The sequence below is a fragment of the Bacillus sp. VA13 genome (genome assembly GCF_055710085.1).
The window spans coordinates 53,206-70,563 of sequence record NZ_JBVQPP010000002.1; the positions used below are offsets into that span (position 1 = coordinate 53,206).

Here is a 17,358-nt window from a genome sequence, read left to right on the forward strand (position 1 = left end):
GAAGGCTATGATTTGTCCTCTTTTTGCAATTCAGCCATTTTGGCAAGCAGAATATGCTGAGGCATATGCATGATCTGTTCAAGCGGCAGATTCAAGGACTCTGCAAGCTTTTGGGCAGTTTCAGCAGAAATTTGCAAAGGTCTCACAAAAGATCCCTCCTCTCTTCTGTCCATTGTACAAGAATCAGATGTGAAATGTAAGAAGATGTCACAAAGGAATGGAGCAATCCGTAAATGCCCGTTATAAAAGAGGAAAGGAGGGTTCTTATGCACGCACCGCTGTCATTATTAAAACAAATGCTGACTGAGCATCAGAAAGAAACTGAGAAAGCTGTCACCTTTGAGGAGTATATAGCTGTGAGGCTGAAACTTCAGGAGCTGATGGGGAAATTTGCTTCGTTCGAGGAGTGGGATCTGTATCAAAAAGCGGCGGATCTGATGATGCACACAAGCTTCCAATGGATGAAATAAGCCGATCCGCCAAAAACCCCCCGCTGCAGCGAAGGGTTTCATTCGTTAAAATGAGTATTCTTCTTCCACATTTTTAAACTGGTCATAAATCACAAGCTTTGCTGGACTGTTTTCTTCTGCCACCTGTTTGGCTTTTTCAATTGCGGCGTCTTTAGATGTATACAAAGCTGTCGGCGCCACATTCTCCACCTTAATAAACCAGCCGTCCGCATCAACATTAGGTGTAACTGCATATTTTTTCATCATCATTCATTCCTCCCTCAAGTTTTATTGCATTTTTCCCGCCTAGTTACTGTCCGAAACGATCCAATCGGCTAGCTGAAAAAAACAGGAAATAGACAATTTTTCTATTTTTTTTCTGCAGAAATGGTAGAATGGAGTTTGGAGATTTTTTAATGAGAGGACGGTGCTTAGCATGACAGACGTTCTGAATGATCGGCTTCCTCCGCAAAATATAGAAGCCGAACAAGCCGTGTTAGGCGCTATTTTTTTGCAGCCGTCTGCTTTAACACTGGCTTCAGAAGTATTGATTCCAGATGATTTCTATAGAATGTCCCACCAAAAAATCTATAATGCGATGCTAGTGCTCGGTGACCGAGGTGAACCGGTTGATCTAGTGACGGTAACGTCAGAGCTTGCGAATACAGACCTGCTGGAAGAAGTGGGTGGCATTTCGTATCTGACAGATATCGCAAACTCGGTGCCGACAGCGGCTAACATAGAATATTACGCGAAAATCGTAGAGGAAAAATCAATTCTTCGCCGATTAATCAGAACAGCGACAACCATCGCTCAAGACGGGTATACCCGTGAGGATGAGGTCGAGGATTTACTCAGTGAAGCTGAAAAAACGATTATGGAAGTGGCGCAGCGCAAAAACACGAGTGCCTTCCAAAATATTAAGGACGTCCTTGTCCAAACCTATGACAATATCGAACAGCTTCACAATCGAAAAGGCGATATTACGGGAATTCCGACAGGGTTTACAGAGCTTGATCGGATGACTGCCGGGTTCCAGCGCAACGACTTGATCATTGTGGCTGCCCGTCCGTCAGTGGGGAAAACGGCCTTTGCCCTGAATATCGCACAAAACGTGGCGACCAAGACCGACGAAAGCGTAGCGATTTTCAGTCTTGAGATGGGTGCAGAGCAGCTCGTTATGCGTATGCTCTGTGCCGAAGGAAACATCAATGCCCAAAATCTTCGTACCGGTAACCTGACGGAAGAGGATTGGGGCAAGCTGACGATGGCGATGGGAAGCCTGTCAAACAGCGGGATTTACATCGATGATACACCGGGTATCCGCGTGAGTGAAATCCGAGCCAAGTGCCGCCGCTTGAAGCAGGAAAGCGGTCTCGGCATGATTTTGATCGACTACCTGCAATTGATTCAGGGAAGCGGACGCTCAAAGGATAACCGTCAGCAGGAAGTATCAGAAATTTCCCGTGAACTGAAGGCGATCGCCAGGGAGCTGCAAGTCCCTGTTATCGCGCTTTCTCAGCTTTCCCGGGGTGTTGAGCAGCGTCAGGATAAGCGTCCGATGATGTCTGATATCCGGGAATCAGGAAGTATCGAGCAGGACGCGGATATTGTCGCGTTCCTGTATCGTGATGACTACTATGACAAAGAAACCGAGAATAAAAATATTATCGAAATCATTATTGCCAAACAGCGTAACGGCCCGGTAGGAACAGTGTCTCTTGCGTTCGTAAAAGAATACAATAAATTCGTCAACCTGGAACGGCGTTTTGATGACGCAGGTGTTCCGCCCGGCGCATAAACCCCAAGAGCTGATCTTGGGGTTTTTTCATTCGAAAGATGGAAAAAATACCGTTCGCTCGGCGGAAGTAAATTTGAAAGCGTTTTAATAAAATGGTGCAAAAAGGAGATGGTAACATGGGAAACCCTTTTTCATTATTTAACGCAGCGCAAATCCGGATTGCGCGGCCTACAGGCCAGCTCAATAAGATCATTCGTTTTTACGAAGAGGGACTGGGCTTGAAACGAATTGGAGAATTTTCGCAGCATAACGGGTATGACGGTGTCATGTTCGGTCTCCCTCATGCCGATTATCATTTGGAATTCACCCAGTATGAGGGGGAAAGTACTGCTCCCGTTCCCCATCCCGACAGTCTCCTCGTTTTTTATGTGCCGAATGCAGATGAACTGACAGCGATCACTTCAAAGCTAAAACGCATGGGCTATCAAGAGGTTGAATCTGAGAACCCGTACTGGAGCCATGGAGGCGTGACGATAGAGGATCCGGACGGCTGGCGAGTCGTTTTTATGAATACAAAAGGGATATCCGGCTAGCAACTCTTTTTCGTGCTAAAGGACAAAAGTTTCACAAGCTTTTTATAGCGAAGCGATGAGAAAACGCTTATAAAATGAATGGAAGCGAACGAATATAGATTTACATTAATTTAATGTTCGGATTTACAATTGACTTTCTGTTTCTTCACTGATAAACTTGATTTGTTTGAATAGAATCGTTTTGAAAGGTTAACGGAGGTGCACGGACATGTCTTCAGTAGTTGTAGTAGGTACGCAATGGGGCGATGAAGGAAAAGGTAAAATTACAGATTTCCTATCAGAAAATGCAGAAGTGATCGCCCGTTATCAAGGCGGAAATAACGCAGGGCATACAATCAAGTTTGACGGAGTCACATACAAGCTTCACTTGATCCCGTCTGGAATTTTCTATAAGGATAAAACGTGTGTGATCGGAAACGGAATGGTTGTAGATCCAAAAGCATTAGTCACAGAGCTTGCGTATCTTCATGAGCGCAACGTCAGTACAGACAACCTGAGAATCAGCAACAGAGCTCACGTCATTCTGCCGTATCATTTGAAATTGGATGAAGTGGAAGAAGAGCGAAAAGGGGCTAACAAGATCGGCACAACGAAAAAAGGAATCGGCCCTGCTTATATGGATAAAGCAGCCCGCATCGGAATTCGCATTGCGGATCTGTTAGACCGTGACGCGTTTGCAGAAAAGCTTGAGCGCAATCTTGAAGAAAAAAACCGTCTGCTTGAGAAAATGTACGAGACAGAAGGGTTTAAAATTGAGGATATCTTAGACGAATATTATGAGTACGGCCAGCAGATTAAAAAATATGTTTGCGATACATCTGTTGTCTTAAATGATGCTCTTGATGAAGGGCGCCGTGTATTGTTTGAAGGCGCGCAAGGGGTTATGCTTGATATCGATCAAGGAACATACCCGTTTGTTACATCATCTAACCCGGTTGCCGGCGGTGTCACGATCGGTTCCGGTGTCGGCCCGACCAAAATTCAGCACGTTGTCGGTGTATCAAAAGCATATACGACTCGTGTCGGCGACGGTCCTTTCCCGACTGAGCTGAAAGATGAAATCGGCGATCAAATCCGTGAAGTCGGCCGCGAGTATGGAACAACAACAGGCCGTCCGCGCCGTGTTGGCTGGTTTGACAGCGTTGTTGTCCGCCACGCCCGCCGTGTGAGCGGAATTACGGATCTTTCTCTGAACTCAATCGACGTTTTAACAGGAATTGAAACGCTGAAAATCTGTGTGGCGTACCGCTACAAAGGCGAGATCATTGAAGAATTCCCAGCAAGTCTTAAAGCACTTGCGGAATGTGAGCCGGTATATGAAGAAATGCCAGGATGGACTGAGGATATCACAGGCGCGAAAAGCTTGAGCGAGCTTCCGGAAAACGCGCGTCACTATCTTGAGCGCGTGTCTCAGCTGACAGGCATTCCGCTTTCTATTTTCTCTGTCGGTCCAGACCGTTCACAGACAAATGTCCTTCGCAGCGTGTACCGTGCGAACTAAATAGAATTTGCTTATAAGCCCCTAATTCAGGGGCTTATTTTTTGTTTGAAAGCCGCATATAAGTTGGTCTGAGAAAAAAATATGAAAAAAAACCAAAAAAGTTATTGCCACTTCTATTTGTTCGTGATATTATAAATCTCGTTGTTACGGAAACTGCTTCAATAGAGTACAAGATAGAACTTGTTCCAAGTCGTTTGCTCTATGGAAATTCCGACATCTTAAGAGCCATTAGCTCAGTTGGTAGAGCATCTGACTTTTAATCAGAGGGTCGAAGGTTCGAGTCCTTCATGGCTCACCATTTCGTGAAGGCCCGTTGGTCAAGCGGTTAAGACACCGCCCTTTCACGGCGGTAACACGGGTTCGAATCCCGTACGGGTCATTGATTTACTTTAGCGTTATTGCTAAATTCCTTATTTGTCTGCGAGGGCTGACACGACAGCTCTCGCGGCAAATTACTGTAAGGTCCGGTAGTTCAGTTGGTTAGAATGCCTGCCTGTCACGCAGGAGGTCGCGGGTTCGAGTCCCGTCCGGACCGCCATTTTACTTTACTTAGTAGAGAAAAATAAAACATTTGGCTCGGTAGCTCAGTTGGTAGAGCAACGGACTGAAAATCCGTGTGTCGGCGGTTCGATTCCGTCCCGAGCCACTTACCAAACGCATCTGCAATCGTAGGTGCGTTTTTTCTTTTAGGAAAAAGGCAAACATGAAGAGTGTTATAATAGAAGAAAAAGGGAGAACCGGCCCTGCGGCCGGTTCAAAGAAGAAGACGTCATTGATAAAGACGCACTCCGGTGAGGGGAGGTTTCAGTAAAGTTAACTATTTTAAAAAAAGTTGACCAGCATGACAAAAGATAAACAATGGGCGGATAAAGGTGAAATATGTGTTTTTTTCCAAACCTTTATTTTTTTTATCTTTTGACCTTAAACCGTTATAATAGACAAGGACCCATTGTTTACATGGGCCATAAATGATGAAACGAATGTTATATAGATGAAATGAAGTTATTCGGCAGGAGGAAAATCAAAATGATGGATAAAAAGATCCTTGTAGTAGATGATGAAAAACCGATTGCAGATATATTGGAATTTAACTTAAGAAAAGAAGGCTATGAAGTGCACTGTGCCCACGACGGAAACGAAGCCGTTGAAATGGTAGAAGAGCTTCAGCCTGATTTAATTCTTTTAGATATCATGCTTCCTAATAAAGACGGTGTTGAAGTGTGCCGTGAAGTCAGAAAGAAATACGATATGCCGATCATTATGCTGACGGCTAAGGATTCAGAAATTGACAAGGTCATCGGGCTTGAAATCGGTGCTGATGACTATGTCACAAAACCTTTCAGCACACGCGAGCTCCTGGCACGTGTAAAAGCGAACCTGCGCCGCCAGCTGACAACAGCGCCAGCGGAGGAAGAGCCGTCCTCTAACGAGATTCATATCGGCTCTCTCGTCATCTTCCCTGACGCGTACGTCGTATCAAAAAGAGATGAAACAATTGAGTTGACTCATCGTGAGTTCGAATTGCTTCATTATTTAGCAAAACATATCGGACAAGTGATGACCCGTGAACATTTGCTTCAAACTGTTTGGGGCTACGATTACTTCGGCGATGTCAGAACGGTTGACGTAACAGTCCGCCGGCTTCGTGAAAAAATCGAGGACAACCCGAGCCATCCAAATTGGATTGTCACACGCCGCGGCGTAGGTTATTACTTGAGAAACCCAGAACAGGACTAATGCCCCTATGAATAAGGTTGGTTTTTTTCGGTCGATCCAATTTAAGATTACCTTGATTTATGTGCTTTTGATTATCATTGCAATGCAAATCATTGGTGTATATTTTGTCAATCAGGTAGAGAAGTCGCTGATCAACTCGTATGAACAATCGTTGAATCAGCGAATCGACAACCTTTCTTACTATATCGAACAAGAATATAAAAGCGATAACGACAGCACTGTTATCAAGGATGACGTCAGCCGTATTTTGAATGACTTCACGAAAAGTGATGAGGTTCGGGAAATTAGTTTTGTAGATAAGAGCTATGAAGTGGTCGGTTCTTCAAAGCCGTATGGTGAGGAAGTGGCAGGGAAACAAACGACCGATCTGATCTTTAAAAGAATTTTTTCTACTAAACAATCGTATTTAAGAAAGTATTATGACCCGAAAAGCAAAATCAGAGTTCTCATTTCCGCGAAGCCCGTCATGACTGAAAACCAAGAGGTTGTCGGCGCGATCTATGTTGTCGCGAGTATGGAAGATGTCTTTAACCAAATGAAGACGATCAACACGATACTGGCATCCGGCACAGGTTTGGCACTTGTTTTGACGGCCCTTCTCGGTATTTTTCTGGCAAGAACCATTACCCATCCGCTTTCGGATATGAGAAAGCAGGCGATGGAGCTTGCGAAAGGGAATTTCTCGAGGAAGGTTAAAAAGTACGGGCATGATGAAATTGGGCAGCTCGCCACTACGTTTAATCACTTAACAAGAGAGCTTGAAGATGCCCAGGCGATGACAGAAGGAGAGCGCAGAAAGCTTGCCTCCGTTATTGCCTATATGACAGACGGCGTTATCGCCACAAACCGAAACGGAGCGATTATTCTCTTAAACAGCCCGGCGCTGGAGTTGTTGAACGTTTCACGTGAAACAGCCTTAGAAATGCCGATTACGAGCTTGCTGGGGATTCAAGAGAATTATACATTTGAAGATTTAGTGGAGCAGCAGGATTCTATGCTGCTTGAGATTGAGCGCGATGATCAACTAACGGTGCTTCGCGTGAATTTCTCTGTGATCCAAAGGGAACATGGCAAAATCGATGGTTTAATCGCTGTCATTTACGATGTAACCGAGCAAGAGAAAATGGATCAGGAACGCAGAGAATTCGTTGCGAATGTATCACACGAGCTGCGGACGCCGCTCACGACAATGCGCAGTTATTTAGAGGCGTTAGCTGAAGGTGCGTGGGAAAATAAAGATATTGCCCCGCGTTTCTTAATGGTGACGCAAAATGAAACAGAGCGTATGATCCGGCTTGTCAATGATCTGCTTCAGCTTTCGAAATTTGACAGCAAGGATTATCAATTTAATCGGGAATGGATTCAGATTGTCCGGTTTATGTCGCTTATTATTGACCGTTTTGAAATGACAAAAGAGCAGCATGTGGAATTTATCAGAAATCTGCCGGACAGAAATCTGTACGTCGAGATTGACCAGGATAAAATTACGCAGGTACTCGATAATATTATTTCCAACGCTTTAAAATACTCACCGGAAGGCGGACATGTCACATTCTCAATTGATGTCAATGAAGAGGAAGAACTCCTCTATATCAGCGTCAAGGATGAAGGGATTGGAATTCCGAAAAAGGATGTCGAAAAAGTCTTTGACCGCTTCTACAGGGTTGATAAAGCGAGAACGAGAAAGCTCGGCGGCACCGGTCTGGGATTGGCGATTGCCAGGGAAATGGTTCAGGCGCACGGCGGAGATATTTGGGCGGACAGCATAGAAGGAAAAGGCACGACGATTACATTTACTCTTCCATATAAAGAGGAACAAGAGGATGATTGGGATGAAGCGTGAAAATATAAAAACGATATTACTTACGGTACTCGTCATCATCAGTCTTGTGTTTACGTGGGGGATATGGACGTTCCAGCCAAACTTTTCTGAAGGCTCATCATCAACAGAGTCTACTGTGCGTGAGAAACATAAAATCGAAAAAAATACCCAGAAGTTGTCTGAAACGGTAAGGCCGAGGGACATGTTTATCCATGATGACGGCGCTCATTACAAAGTGGGTGATGAAACCCTCTATGAAGAAGTCTGGTCTGACTTGCCGCATTGGGATGTAAAAGGAATTAAAGATATTTCTGATCAGTATGACAAGGTTGGATTCAAGAGCTGGTTTTATGGAATAGGCGGTTATGAAGCGAAGCTTGATTTGCAATTCAATGACACGATTCCGATTGATATTTTCCAAACGCTGTTTAAATGGTCCAATCAATCGTTTGAATACAGTTCGTTTGATCATATTCTGATTCCGTTCAATGAAACAAAAGCGAACAAGAAAATTTATTTGGTGTCTTACAGCAAACAGCTCATTCTGGAAGTGACCGTTGAATCAGCAAACTACCGGAACATTATGAACGACTTGAAATACAGGCAATCAAACATGCCGGCGTACAGTTTGTTCTCAATCGGCTCAAAGAAAGAGTTCCTGCTGCCGAACAAACCGCTTACGATGGACAAAAAAGAGTTTGTCACAGAATCAATTAAAACAAACACCTTTAAGCAGGCTTTGTTCAGCGATCCGAGCATTGTAAGGGAAGATTCGAATTACAACAACAGAAATGTGCTGACAGATGGGATCAGCCGTTTAGATGTAAATCTAAGCCAGCGCCAGGTGCAATTCCAGCAGCGCAATTTAGTCCAGAGCACATCTTATCAAACAGGTGAGTTAATCAAAAAGAGCCAAAAATACCTAGAGGATACGGGAAGCTGGACGGATAACTATCAATTTTTCAATATCAATGACAGCCAGCAGCTGAGCTTCTATATCTTTATGGATCAGATGCCGGTCATTAACAGCACCGCCAAACCGTTCGGAGCGACATCGGCGATTACGGTGCAATGGGCGAACGATGATATTCTTAGTTATAAGCGGCCGAATTACAGTCTCGGAACGAATCCGATCAAAACAAGCGAGACAGAGCTGATGAGCGGCAGCGAAGTGAAGATGCTGCTTTCTAAACAAACCAAATATGATATGGACAAAATTGATCAGATCTTCCTTGCTTATCAATTGGTATCAACATCAACCAATGATGACCCTCTAGTTGAGCTTGAACCAGTTTGGGCGATGAAAATAAACGGAAAAATGGTGCCTATTACAAAGGACTTATTGACGAAGGAGGGGGCAAACAGTGGAGTGGAATAAGACAAAATCAATCTTCATCGTTGCCTTCCTCATTTTAGATATATTCTTAGGCTATCAGTTTTTTCAAAAATGGCAGGCTACCAGCAAAGAATATGAAGTCATTAAAAATGATGTCGAGCATGACATGAAAGCCGACCATATCACGTATGAAGGCCTGAATAAGGATGCAATAGAAGGCTACCGGATCACAGCAAATCAAAAGGCCTTTACCAAGGAGGAAATTGAGGCACTCAAGGATCAAAAGCCTTTGATGGACATGCCTAGTGATGATCATAAAGTAACGAGCCTGAAAATGAAGTTTACGAATCCGATCGCCCTATCAAAGAAGAATATCGAGGACGATGCCCAGGCACTTGTTTCTTCGAAAATCCAAGATGGTGAAAAATATAAGCTTTGGAAGGTTGACAAATCGAAGAAAGAAATTATTTTCTTCCAAACGTATGAAGGCGATTATATATACCAGAAGACCGATAATTCTTCTAATATGATCGGACAAGTGGTGCTGCACTTAAACGCTAAAAACGAGGTTGTGTCATACGATCAGACAACGCTCGAGACGTTCAAGCAAATTCAGAAAGAAAGCTTAATTACTGAAATGGATGCGGTTGAGCTATTGTACTATCAAAATCAATTAAAAGAATACAGCACTGTGAAGAGCTGTAAATTCGGCTACGTTGCACAATATCCGCTGACAAGTACGCAGGTGCTGGCGCCGGTATGGAGAATTACGGTCGAGTACGATAAAAAAGTGAACGGCGAGAAAAAGACAGTACAAGAGTATTTTACTGTGAATGCTTTGGAGAGTACGATTTTAGATACAGATCAATGAAAATAATGGAGTGAGACAGACATGAGCTTGCAATTTAGCGTACTTGCGAGCGGGAGTACGGGAAATGCGTTTTATCTTGAAACAGAGGATCACGCATTTTTGGTGGACGCCGGTTTGAGCGGGAAAGCCATGGACGGGCTAATGGCGCAAATCGGGCGTAAGCTGGATGATGTAGACGGCATTTTTGTGACGCATGAGCATAGTGACCATATTAAGGGCCTCGGCGTGGTCGCCAGAAAGTACAAGCTTCCGATCTATGCGAATGAGAAGACATGGAAAGCGATGGAGAATCAGATCGGCAAAATAGACACCGATCAAAAGTTTGTGTTTCCGATGGAGACGGTGAAGTCGTTCGGCGGACTTGATGTCGAATCGTTTGGCGTCTCCCACGACGCAGCGGAACCGATGTTTTATGTATTCCATTATAACGGCCGAAAGCTCGCATTAATGACAGATACGGGATATGTCAGCGACCGGATGAAAGGCATCATCCGCTCAGCGAATGTGTTTGTGTTTGAAAGCAATCATGATGTTGGGATGCTGCAAATGGGAAGATACCCATGGAGCATTAAGCGGCGGATTTTAAGTGACGTCGGGCACGTTTCCAATGAAGATGCTGCCTTGGCGATGACTGATGTCATTGGCGACGAGACGTCTCGTATATACCTGGCGCATTTGAGCCAGGACAACAACATGAAGGAGCTGGCGAGAATGTCTGTGCAGCAGACATTGGCTACTAAAGGATTTGTGACGGGTGAGACATTTGATTTGTATGACACCGATCCGAAGAAGGCCACTCCGCTTTGCGCTGTATAATTTTTCTATGTAAATCATGACTATTATAGGAGCTTCTAACCCACAATATAACCATATTAACGTTCTTGGAAAGGATGGAATATGGTGGATTACGATCGTGAGGAAGAACATACTACTCCTGAACAGCCAAAGAGAAGCAAAAAAGGATATTTTCTTTCTAGTCTGATTGGCGTGATTGTCGGTGCCGTATTAATGGCGTTTCTCATGCCGTACTTTTCAAATGAAGGGTTAGATACGGGTGCCTTAGATCAGCAGCAGAACAACAACAATGGCCGGGAATCAATCAGGACGGTGAATGTCAGTGTCAACAATGCGGTCACCAAGATTGTCAGCAATGTGTCGCCTGCCGTTGTCGGCGTTGTGAACATCCAAAAATCAGACATTTGGGGAGAGAGCGGTGAGGCTGGGAGCGGCTCCGGCGTCATCTATAAGAAAAATGACAACTCTGCTTATGTCGTGACCAACCATCATGTCATCGAGGGCGCTTCCCAAATTGAAATCAGCTTGAAAGACGGCTCGCGTGTATCGGCTGAACTTGTCGGCAGTGACCAGCTGATGGATCTTGCCGTTTTACGGGTGAAAAGCGATAAAATTAAAGCAGTCGCCGACTTCGGTAATTCAGATAAAGTCCAATCTGGTGAGCCGGTTATCGCAATCGGGAACCCGTTAGGCCTTGAGTTTGCAGGTTCTGTCACACAGGGCGTCATCTCGGGTACGGAGAGGGCAATTCCTGTGGATTCAAACGATGACGGACAGCCTGACTGGAACGCAGAAGTCCTGCAAACAGATGCGGCCATTAACCCTGGGAACAGCGGCGGCGCTTTGTTAAATATGGATGGGAAAGTCATTGGTATCAATTCAATGAAAATTGCCGAATCGGCGGTTGAAGGGATTGGCCTGTCGATTCCGTCTAAGCTTGTGATCCCTGTGATAGAGGATTTAGAGAAATACGGCAAAGTCAAACGTCCGTTCCTTGGCATTGAGATGAAATCGCTAAGCGATATTGCAAGCTATCATTGGGATGAAACATTGAAGCTTCCTAAGGATGTCACCAATGGAGCGGTTGTGATGGGTGTAGATGCCTTCTCACCTGCCGGAAAAGCAGGGCTGAAGGAACTGGATGTCATCACGGAATTTGACGGATACAAAGTAAATGATATTGTTGATCTGCGGAAACGGCTTTATCAGAAAAAAGTCGGTGACCGGGTGAAGGTGAAGTTTTACCGCAGCGGTAAAGAAAAATCCGTTGACATCAAGCTTTCCTCCGCAGATCAATTAGGAAGTTAGCTAAAAACAGTCTGGCACCGTTGCCAGACTGTTTTTTATGCAAAAAAACTGAACGGGGGTCACGCCCGTTCAGTTGAACAAGGATATATCGAATATGAAGAAAAATACAAGATGGATGTTACACGTGAAACAGCAGGCAATGCCTGTTAACTGTAAATGCTTCCGTTTTCAGCATTGACTTTAATGGTTTGTACTGTGTGGTTGCTGGCTGTGATTTTAATGATGTACACATAGATGCCGTTCTCTTTCTTCAATGCAGAAGACTTGACTGTACCTTTGCATTTGTTCGCCGCAGCTCAGTCTGCTTGCGAAAGAAAGAAAACTGCAGCTGCTGCTTGAGGATCACGCTGAAGCGGTGTTTGACCAGGATAGAATGAAACAGGTCATTCTGAATATGGCTTACAACGCGGTGCAGTATACAGATGAGAAAACCGGCGCTATCACCATCTCGCTGCAAAAAGACCATGATGGCGTTATGCTGATGATAGCGGACAACGGCACAGGCATCGCGCCGGAGCATTTGCCGCATTTATTTGACCGGTTTTACAGGGCAGACCCATCCCGCTCCCGAAAATATGGAGGTTCGGGACTGGGGCTTGCCATTACGAAGTCGATTATCGACAGCCACAATGGGACGATTGAAGTAAAAAGTGAAATCGGCAGAGGCACTGTTTTTCTGATCAGGCTTCCTGCGCCGGAATAGGGTTATGATTCGGCAGGCGGTTGAGAAAATTTCTTCAGCCTGTATTGGAGGCTTTGTCTGCTGATGCCAAGCTCCTGAGCAGCTTGCGAGATGTTATGGCCGTGTTTTCTTAACACGTTCTCAATCACGTATTTTTCGAAGCTCTCCATTTTTTCCTTTAAGTCCGCGGCCGGCTGGTGTCTTGGTGTTTCAGGCTCCGGGATGTCAGCCGGCTTGATTTTCATGCGGTATTGATAGGGCAGATGAGAAGCCGTAATCGTTTGCTCGTCCGTCATGAAATTCATTGCGCCTTCGATCATATGCTCAAGCTCACGTATATTTCCCGGCCAGTCGTAGGATAGGAAAAATTGCTTCACATCTTCGCTGATGTGTTCGACATTCATTTGGAACAGGTGGTTGTTTTTCTGGATGAACTCCGACGCGAGAAGCAAAATGTCTTCCTTTCGTTCCCGAAGCGGTGGGATAATGAGCGTCACGACGCTTAGCCTGTAATACAAGTCCTTCCGCATTCGTTCGCCCGCAATCGCATCAATCGGGTCTTCGTTCATCGTGGCAATAATACGCACGTCAATCGGTGTATCCTTTGTCGAACCAATGCGCCTGATTTTCCGTTCTTGAAGGGCGCGCAGCAGCTTCGCCTGAAGACTGAGATTCAGCGAGTTGATTTCATCTAACAGCAGCGTGCCGCCATGCGCTTGTTCAAACAGGCCGGGCTGGTCTACAGCGCCGGTAAACGCGCCTTTTTTCGTTCCAAACAAAATGCTTTCCACAAGGCTGTCTGGCAGTGCCGCGCAGTTTTGTGAAATAAACGGGCCTCCTGAACGATCGCTGCCGTTGTGGATACTTTGCGCAAACAGCTCTTTTCCAGTGCCGGTTTCGCCTGCGAGAAGGACAGATGATGACGTCCGCGTTGCCCGCTTGGCGTTTTCGATGACGTCTTGAATGGCCGGACTGGTGCCGAGAATGCTGTCAAACGTATAGGTTGTGTTGCCTTTTTTGTTCATATTCTCCCTGATCAGCCGTTCAAGCTTTGTCACATCCTTGGCAATTTCGACTGCGCCCCTGATCTTGCCGTCCTTGACGATGGGATATGTATGATTAATCGTCGTTATTTCCTGCCCTTTATTATTGAAATAGCTCTGTTTGACGTTTTTAATCGTTTTGCCTTCCTGAAGGGCCTGTACAAGCGTGCTGTCCTGCTGTTTTGAAAACATAAACACATCCATCAGGTTTTTATTCAGGACGTCATGCTTCTCCATATCTTCAATTTGCATCATTTTATTGTTATAAACGATCGTGTTTCCGTGCTCGTCTACCACGTGCAGGCCAACATCGATTTCATCCAAAATGCTTTGAAACACTAACGTGAGGAACTCGCTGTCTTTGACCACTGTATGAACCTCCCTCAATTATTTTCTTAATATTGCTTCTATTTTATAAAAGAATGGAGAGGATATGCAAAAGAATTTTGCACTTGCTGAAATTTTTGCTCGAAATATCTGAATGTTTTTGCACCTTGTCCAAGAAATTTGTAGAAAACACACGAAATCTTGATTTGGCACAGAACTTGCATTTATAAAAAGGGAAAGCAGGATAACATGTTGAAACAGAAAACAAGGGGGAATTCAAATATGCCAGCTTTATCTAAATCCAAAGAAATTATTGATCAGACGTCTCATTATGGAGCCAACAATTACCACCCGCTCCCGATTGTCATTTCTGAAGCGCTGGGTGCTTGGGTAAAGGACCCGGAAGGCAATGAATATATGGATATGCTGAGTGCTTATTCTGCGGTAAACCAGGGTCACAGACACCCGAAAATTATTCAGGCATTGAAAGATCAGGCTGATAAAATCACCCTCACATCACGCGCGTTTCACAACGATCAGCTTGGGCCTTTTTACGAAAAAACAGCTAAACTAACGGGCAAAGAGATGATTCTGCCGATGAATACAGGAGCTGAAGCGGTTGAATCTGCGGTGAAAGCGGCAAGACGCTGGGCTTATGAAGTGAAAGGCGTAGCCGACAATCAAGCGGAAATTATCGCATGTGTCGGGAACTTCCACGGCCGGACGATGCTGGCGGTATCTCTTTCTTCTGAAGAGGAATATAAAAGAGGATTCGGCCCGATGCTTCCGGGAATCAAATTAATTCCGTACGGAGATGCGGAAGCGCTTCGTCAGGCGATTACGCCGAATACAGCGGCATTCTTGTTCGAACCGATTCAAGGCGAAGCGGGCATTGTCATTCCGCCTGAAGGGTTTTTGCAGGAAGCGGCGGCGATTTGTAAGGAAGAGAATGTTCTGTTTATTGCTGATGAAATTCAGACGGGTCTTGGACGTACAGGCAAGACGTTTGCCTGTGACTGGGACGGCATTGTTCCGGATATGTACATCTTGGGTAAAGCGCTAGGCGGCGGTGTGTTCCCGATCTCCTGCATTGCGGCGGACCGCGAGATCTTAGGCGTGTTTAACCCTGGCTCACACGGCTCCACATTTGGCGGAAACCCGCTTGCCTGTGCAGTGTCTATCGCCTCATTGGAAGTGCTGGAGGATGAAAAGCTGGCGGATCGTTCTCTTGAGCTTGGCGAATACTTTAAAAGCGAACTTGAGAGCATTGACAACCCTATCATTAAAGAAGTCCGCGGCAGAGGGCTGTTTATCGGTGTGGAATTGACAGAAGCCGCACGCCCTTATTGTGAGCGTTTGAAGGAAGAAGGGCTTTTATGCAAGGAAACGCATGATACAGTCATTCGTTTTGCACCGCCATTAATCATTTCCAAAAAGGATTTAGATTGGGCGATAGAGAAAATTAAGCACGTGCTGCAAAACGCATAATTCCGCACCATGGCGGGATATTCACTTCGTTTGTATAAATTTACAACAGAAAAATAAGCACTCCCTATTTGCTCAGCTACAGTATTTTAGTATAATGTATCTTTATGAGAAGAAGTGAATTTTATATTAAATAGATAGAGACTCTTTGGACAGCAAACTGGGATACGCACCATGTAGATGTTCCAGCTTAGATCCAATACAAGTTGCTGAAGGGGTGCAGAATGTGAATACAAACCAAGATAACGGAAATCAGCTCCAGCGGACAATGAAATCACGCCACTTGTTCATGATTTCATTGGGCGGAGTGATCGGAACCGGTTTCTTCCTTGGAACCGGATTTACCATTAACCAGGCGGGACCGCTCGGCGCGGTTCTGTCCTATTTAGTGGGCGGCTTTATCATGTTTTTGACCATGCTTTGCTTAGGGGAGCTGGCGGTCGCCTTTCCTGTGTCGGGGTCCTTTCAGACCTATGCGACAAAATTTATCAGCCCGGCCTTCGGGTTTGCATTCGGCTGGCTGTACTGGCTCGGCTGGGCAGTTACATGCGCTATTGAATTCTTATCAGCGGGACAGCTGATGCAGCGTTGGTTTCCGCATGTGGAGGTCTGGATTTGGTGTCTTGTATTTGCGGCACTGATGTTTTTACTAAATGCGATAACCGCGAAAGCCTTTGCAGAATCTGAATTTTGGTTTTCCGGGATTAAAATCTTGATTATCCTTTTATTTATTATTCTCGGCGGAGCTGCCATGTTTGGCCTGATTAACCTGAAGGGTGGAGAGCAGGCGCCGTTTCTGACACATTTTTATGAAGACGGGTTATTTCCGAACGGCATAAAGGCAATGCTGATTACGATGATTACCGTGAACTTTGCGTTTCAGGGAACTGAGCTGATCGGGGTTGCAGCAGGAGAAAGTGAAGACCCTGAAAAAACAATTCCGCGGTCCATCAAACAGACAGTATGGAGAACACTTGTCTTCTTTGTTCTTTCCATCGTTGTCATTGCCGGCATGATTCCGTGGAAACAGGCTGGAGTCGTGGAAAGTCCGTTTGTTGTCGTATTTGAGCAAATCGGAATCCCGTATGCTGCTGATATCATGAACTTTGTTATATTGATTGCGCTCTTATCTGTTGCGAATTCAGGTTTATACGCATCGACACGTATCCTGTACGCGATGGCGAATGAAGGACAGGCCTTCAAAGCGCTGGGCAAAACAAATCAACGCGGTGTGCCGATGTACTCGTTAATCGTAACGATGGCTGTGGCCTGCCTGTCACTTCTGACAAAATTTGCGCAGGCTGAAACCGTATATATGGTGCTATTATCATTGGCGGGCATGAGCGCACAGGTCGGCTGGATTACGATTTCGCTTTCCCAAATCATGTTCAGACGCAAATATATCCGTGAAGGCGGCAAGACAGAAGACCTGAAATTCAAAACACCGCTGTATCCAGTGCTTCCGCTGGTTGGCCTGACGTTAAATACGGTCGTTCTCATCAGCCTTGCATTTGATCCAGAGCAGCGTATCGCGCTGTATTGCGGCATACCGTTTATGGTCATTTGCTACATCATTTATCATGTCGTCATTAAAAAACGCCAGCAGGCAAATCGTCAGCTAGAGCTTTAAAAACGTTGTCCGCAAGTCATCTTTGTTATAACCCGCAT

The 17,358-nt window shown here is 45.2% G+C and carries 15 protein-coding genes, 4 tRNA genes and 3 pseudogenes; 18 read left to right on the forward strand and 4 right to left on the reverse strand.

The features are described from left to right. Window positions 1–5: 5 nt before the first annotated feature. The gene (locus AC0C66_RS08525) at window positions 6–146 is read right to left on the reverse strand and encodes a YycC family protein (RefSeq protein WP_003242786.1); all 141 of its coding nucleotides are present in this window, start codon (window positions 144–146) and stop codon (window positions 6–8) included. Between the two features lie 120 nt (window positions 147–266). Here AC0C66_RS08525 and AC0C66_RS08530 point away from each other — a divergent pair, with 120 nt between their 5' ends. Next, a complete protein-coding gene (locus AC0C66_RS08530; protein WP_014115851.1) occupies window positions 267–470 on the forward strand; it encodes a hypothetical protein in 204 nt (67 codons plus the stop codon). A gap of 45 nt (window positions 471–515) precedes the next feature. Here the strand turns inward: AC0C66_RS08530 and AC0C66_RS08535 are convergent, their stop codons facing one another. Then, complete coding sequence (locus AC0C66_RS08535; protein WP_041521111.1) at window positions 516–716, reverse strand: DUF2188 domain-containing protein; 201 nt, start codon at window positions 714–716, stop codon at window positions 516–518. 169 nt (window positions 717–885) lie between these two features. On the opposite strand from AC0C66_RS08535, the gene dnaB reads away from it, so the two are divergent. The 14 genes and pseudogenes from dnaB (at window position 886) to AC0C66_RS08605 (ending at window position 12,303) form a co-directional block, all read left to right on the forward strand. Then, window positions 886–2,250, forward strand: coding sequence for a replicative DNA helicase (dnaB, locus tag AC0C66_RS08540; protein ID WP_014115849.1), 1,365 nt, complete (start codon window positions 886–888; stop codon window positions 2,248–2,250). A 116-nt stretch (window positions 2,251–2,366) separates the two neighbouring features. Next, window positions 2,367–2,783, forward strand: coding sequence for a VOC family protein (locus AC0C66_RS08545; protein ID WP_072182070.1), 417 nt, complete (start codon window positions 2,367–2,369; stop codon window positions 2,781–2,783). A 208-nt stretch (window positions 2,784–2,991) separates the two neighbouring features. Further along, window positions 2,992–4,284: an adenylosuccinate synthase gene (purA, locus tag AC0C66_RS08550; RefSeq protein ID WP_024713335.1), complete on the forward strand. Its 1,293-nt coding sequence runs from the start codon at window positions 2,992–2,994 to the stop codon at window positions 4,282–4,284. 222 nt (window positions 4,285–4,506) lie between these two features. Next, window positions 4,507–4,582, forward strand: a tRNA-Lys gene (locus AC0C66_RS08555). A 9-nt stretch (window positions 4,583–4,591) separates the two neighbouring features. Beyond that, window positions 4,592–4,663, forward strand: a tRNA-Glu gene (locus AC0C66_RS08560). Between the two features lie 82 nt (window positions 4,664–4,745). Continuing rightward, a tRNA-Asp gene (locus AC0C66_RS08565) sits at window positions 4,746–4,822 on the forward strand. A 35-nt stretch (window positions 4,823–4,857) separates the two neighbouring features. Beyond that, window positions 4,858–4,930, forward strand: a tRNA-Phe gene (locus AC0C66_RS08570). A 383-nt stretch (window positions 4,931–5,313) separates the two neighbouring features. Then, complete coding sequence (gene walR / locus AC0C66_RS08575) at window positions 5,314–6,021, forward strand: cell wall metabolism DNA-binding response regulator WalR (RefSeq protein WP_003244363.1); 708 nt, start codon at window positions 5,314–5,316, stop codon at window positions 6,019–6,021. A 7-nt stretch (window positions 6,022–6,028) separates the two neighbouring features. Continuing rightward, window positions 6,029–7,864, forward strand: a complete 1,836-nt coding sequence (walK, locus tag AC0C66_RS08580; RefSeq protein ID WP_064815423.1) for a cell wall metabolism sensor histidine kinase WalK — start codon at window positions 6,029–6,031, stop codon at window positions 7,862–7,864. Beyond that, window positions 7,854–9,221, forward strand: a complete 1,368-nt coding sequence (gene walH, locus AC0C66_RS08585; protein ID WP_072181832.1) for a WalRK two-component regulatory system regulator WalH — start codon at window positions 7,854–7,856, stop codon at window positions 9,219–9,221. The genes walK and walH overlap by 11 nt, the downstream gene beginning before the upstream one ends. Beyond that, window positions 9,208–10,050 carry a WalRK two-component regulatory system regulator WalI gene (gene walI, locus AC0C66_RS08590; RefSeq protein ID WP_014115843.1) on the forward strand — a complete coding sequence of 281 codons (843 nt, stop codon included), beginning with the start codon at window positions 9,208–9,210 and terminating at the stop codon, window positions 10,048–10,050. Before walH ends, walI begins: the two co-directional genes overlap by 14 nt. Before the next feature lie 21 nt (window positions 10,051–10,071). After that, the gene (locus tag AC0C66_RS08595; protein WP_014115842.1) at window positions 10,072–10,866 is read left to right on the forward strand and encodes an MBL fold metallo-hydrolase; all 795 of its coding nucleotides are present in this window, start codon (window positions 10,072–10,074) and stop codon (window positions 10,864–10,866) included. 81 nt (window positions 10,867–10,947) lie between these two features. Then, on the forward strand, window positions 10,948–12,153 hold the full coding sequence (gene htrC, locus AC0C66_RS08600; RefSeq protein WP_061187129.1) for a serine protease HtrC: 1,206 nt from the start codon (window positions 10,948–10,950) through the stop codon (window positions 12,151–12,153). Window positions 12,154–12,173: 20 nt separating this feature from the next. Continuing rightward, window positions 12,174–12,303: pseudogene (locus AC0C66_RS08605) on the forward strand (hypothetical protein). Here the strand turns inward: AC0C66_RS08605 and AC0C66_RS08610 are convergent. Beyond that, window positions 12,300–12,446, reverse strand: a pseudogene (locus AC0C66_RS08610) (PepSY domain-containing protein); the annotation flags it as partial. The pseudogenes AC0C66_RS08605 and AC0C66_RS08610 overlap by 4 nt on opposite strands. On the opposite strand from AC0C66_RS08610, the pseudogene AC0C66_RS08615 reads away from it, so the two are divergent. Then, window positions 12,446–12,856, forward strand: a pseudogene (locus AC0C66_RS08615) (sensor histidine kinase); the annotation flags it as partial. The pseudogenes AC0C66_RS08610 and AC0C66_RS08615 overlap by 1 nt on opposite strands. A gap of 2 nt (window positions 12,857–12,858) precedes the next feature. On the opposite strand, the gene rocR reads toward AC0C66_RS08615, so the two are convergent. Next, on the reverse strand, window positions 12,859–14,247 hold the full coding sequence (gene rocR, locus AC0C66_RS08620) for an arginine utilization regulatory protein RocR (protein ID WP_014115836.1): 1,389 nt from the start codon (window positions 14,245–14,247) through the stop codon (window positions 12,859–12,861). A 240-nt stretch (window positions 14,248–14,487) separates the two neighbouring features. Here rocR and rocD point away from each other — a divergent pair, with 240 nt between their 5' ends. Both rocD and AC0C66_RS08630 read left to right on the forward strand, forming a co-directional pair. After that, the gene (rocD, locus tag AC0C66_RS08625) at window positions 14,488–15,693 is read left to right on the forward strand and encodes an ornithine aminotransferase (RefSeq protein ID WP_061187132.1); all 1,206 of its coding nucleotides are present in this window, start codon (window positions 14,488–14,490) and stop codon (window positions 15,691–15,693) included. A 223-nt stretch (window positions 15,694–15,916) separates the two neighbouring features. Then, on the forward strand, window positions 15,917–17,320 hold the full coding sequence (locus tag AC0C66_RS08630; protein ID WP_014115834.1) for an amino acid permease: 1,404 nt from the start codon (window positions 15,917–15,919) through the stop codon (window positions 17,318–17,320). The last annotated feature ends 38 nt before the right edge of the window (window positions 17,321–17,358 follow it).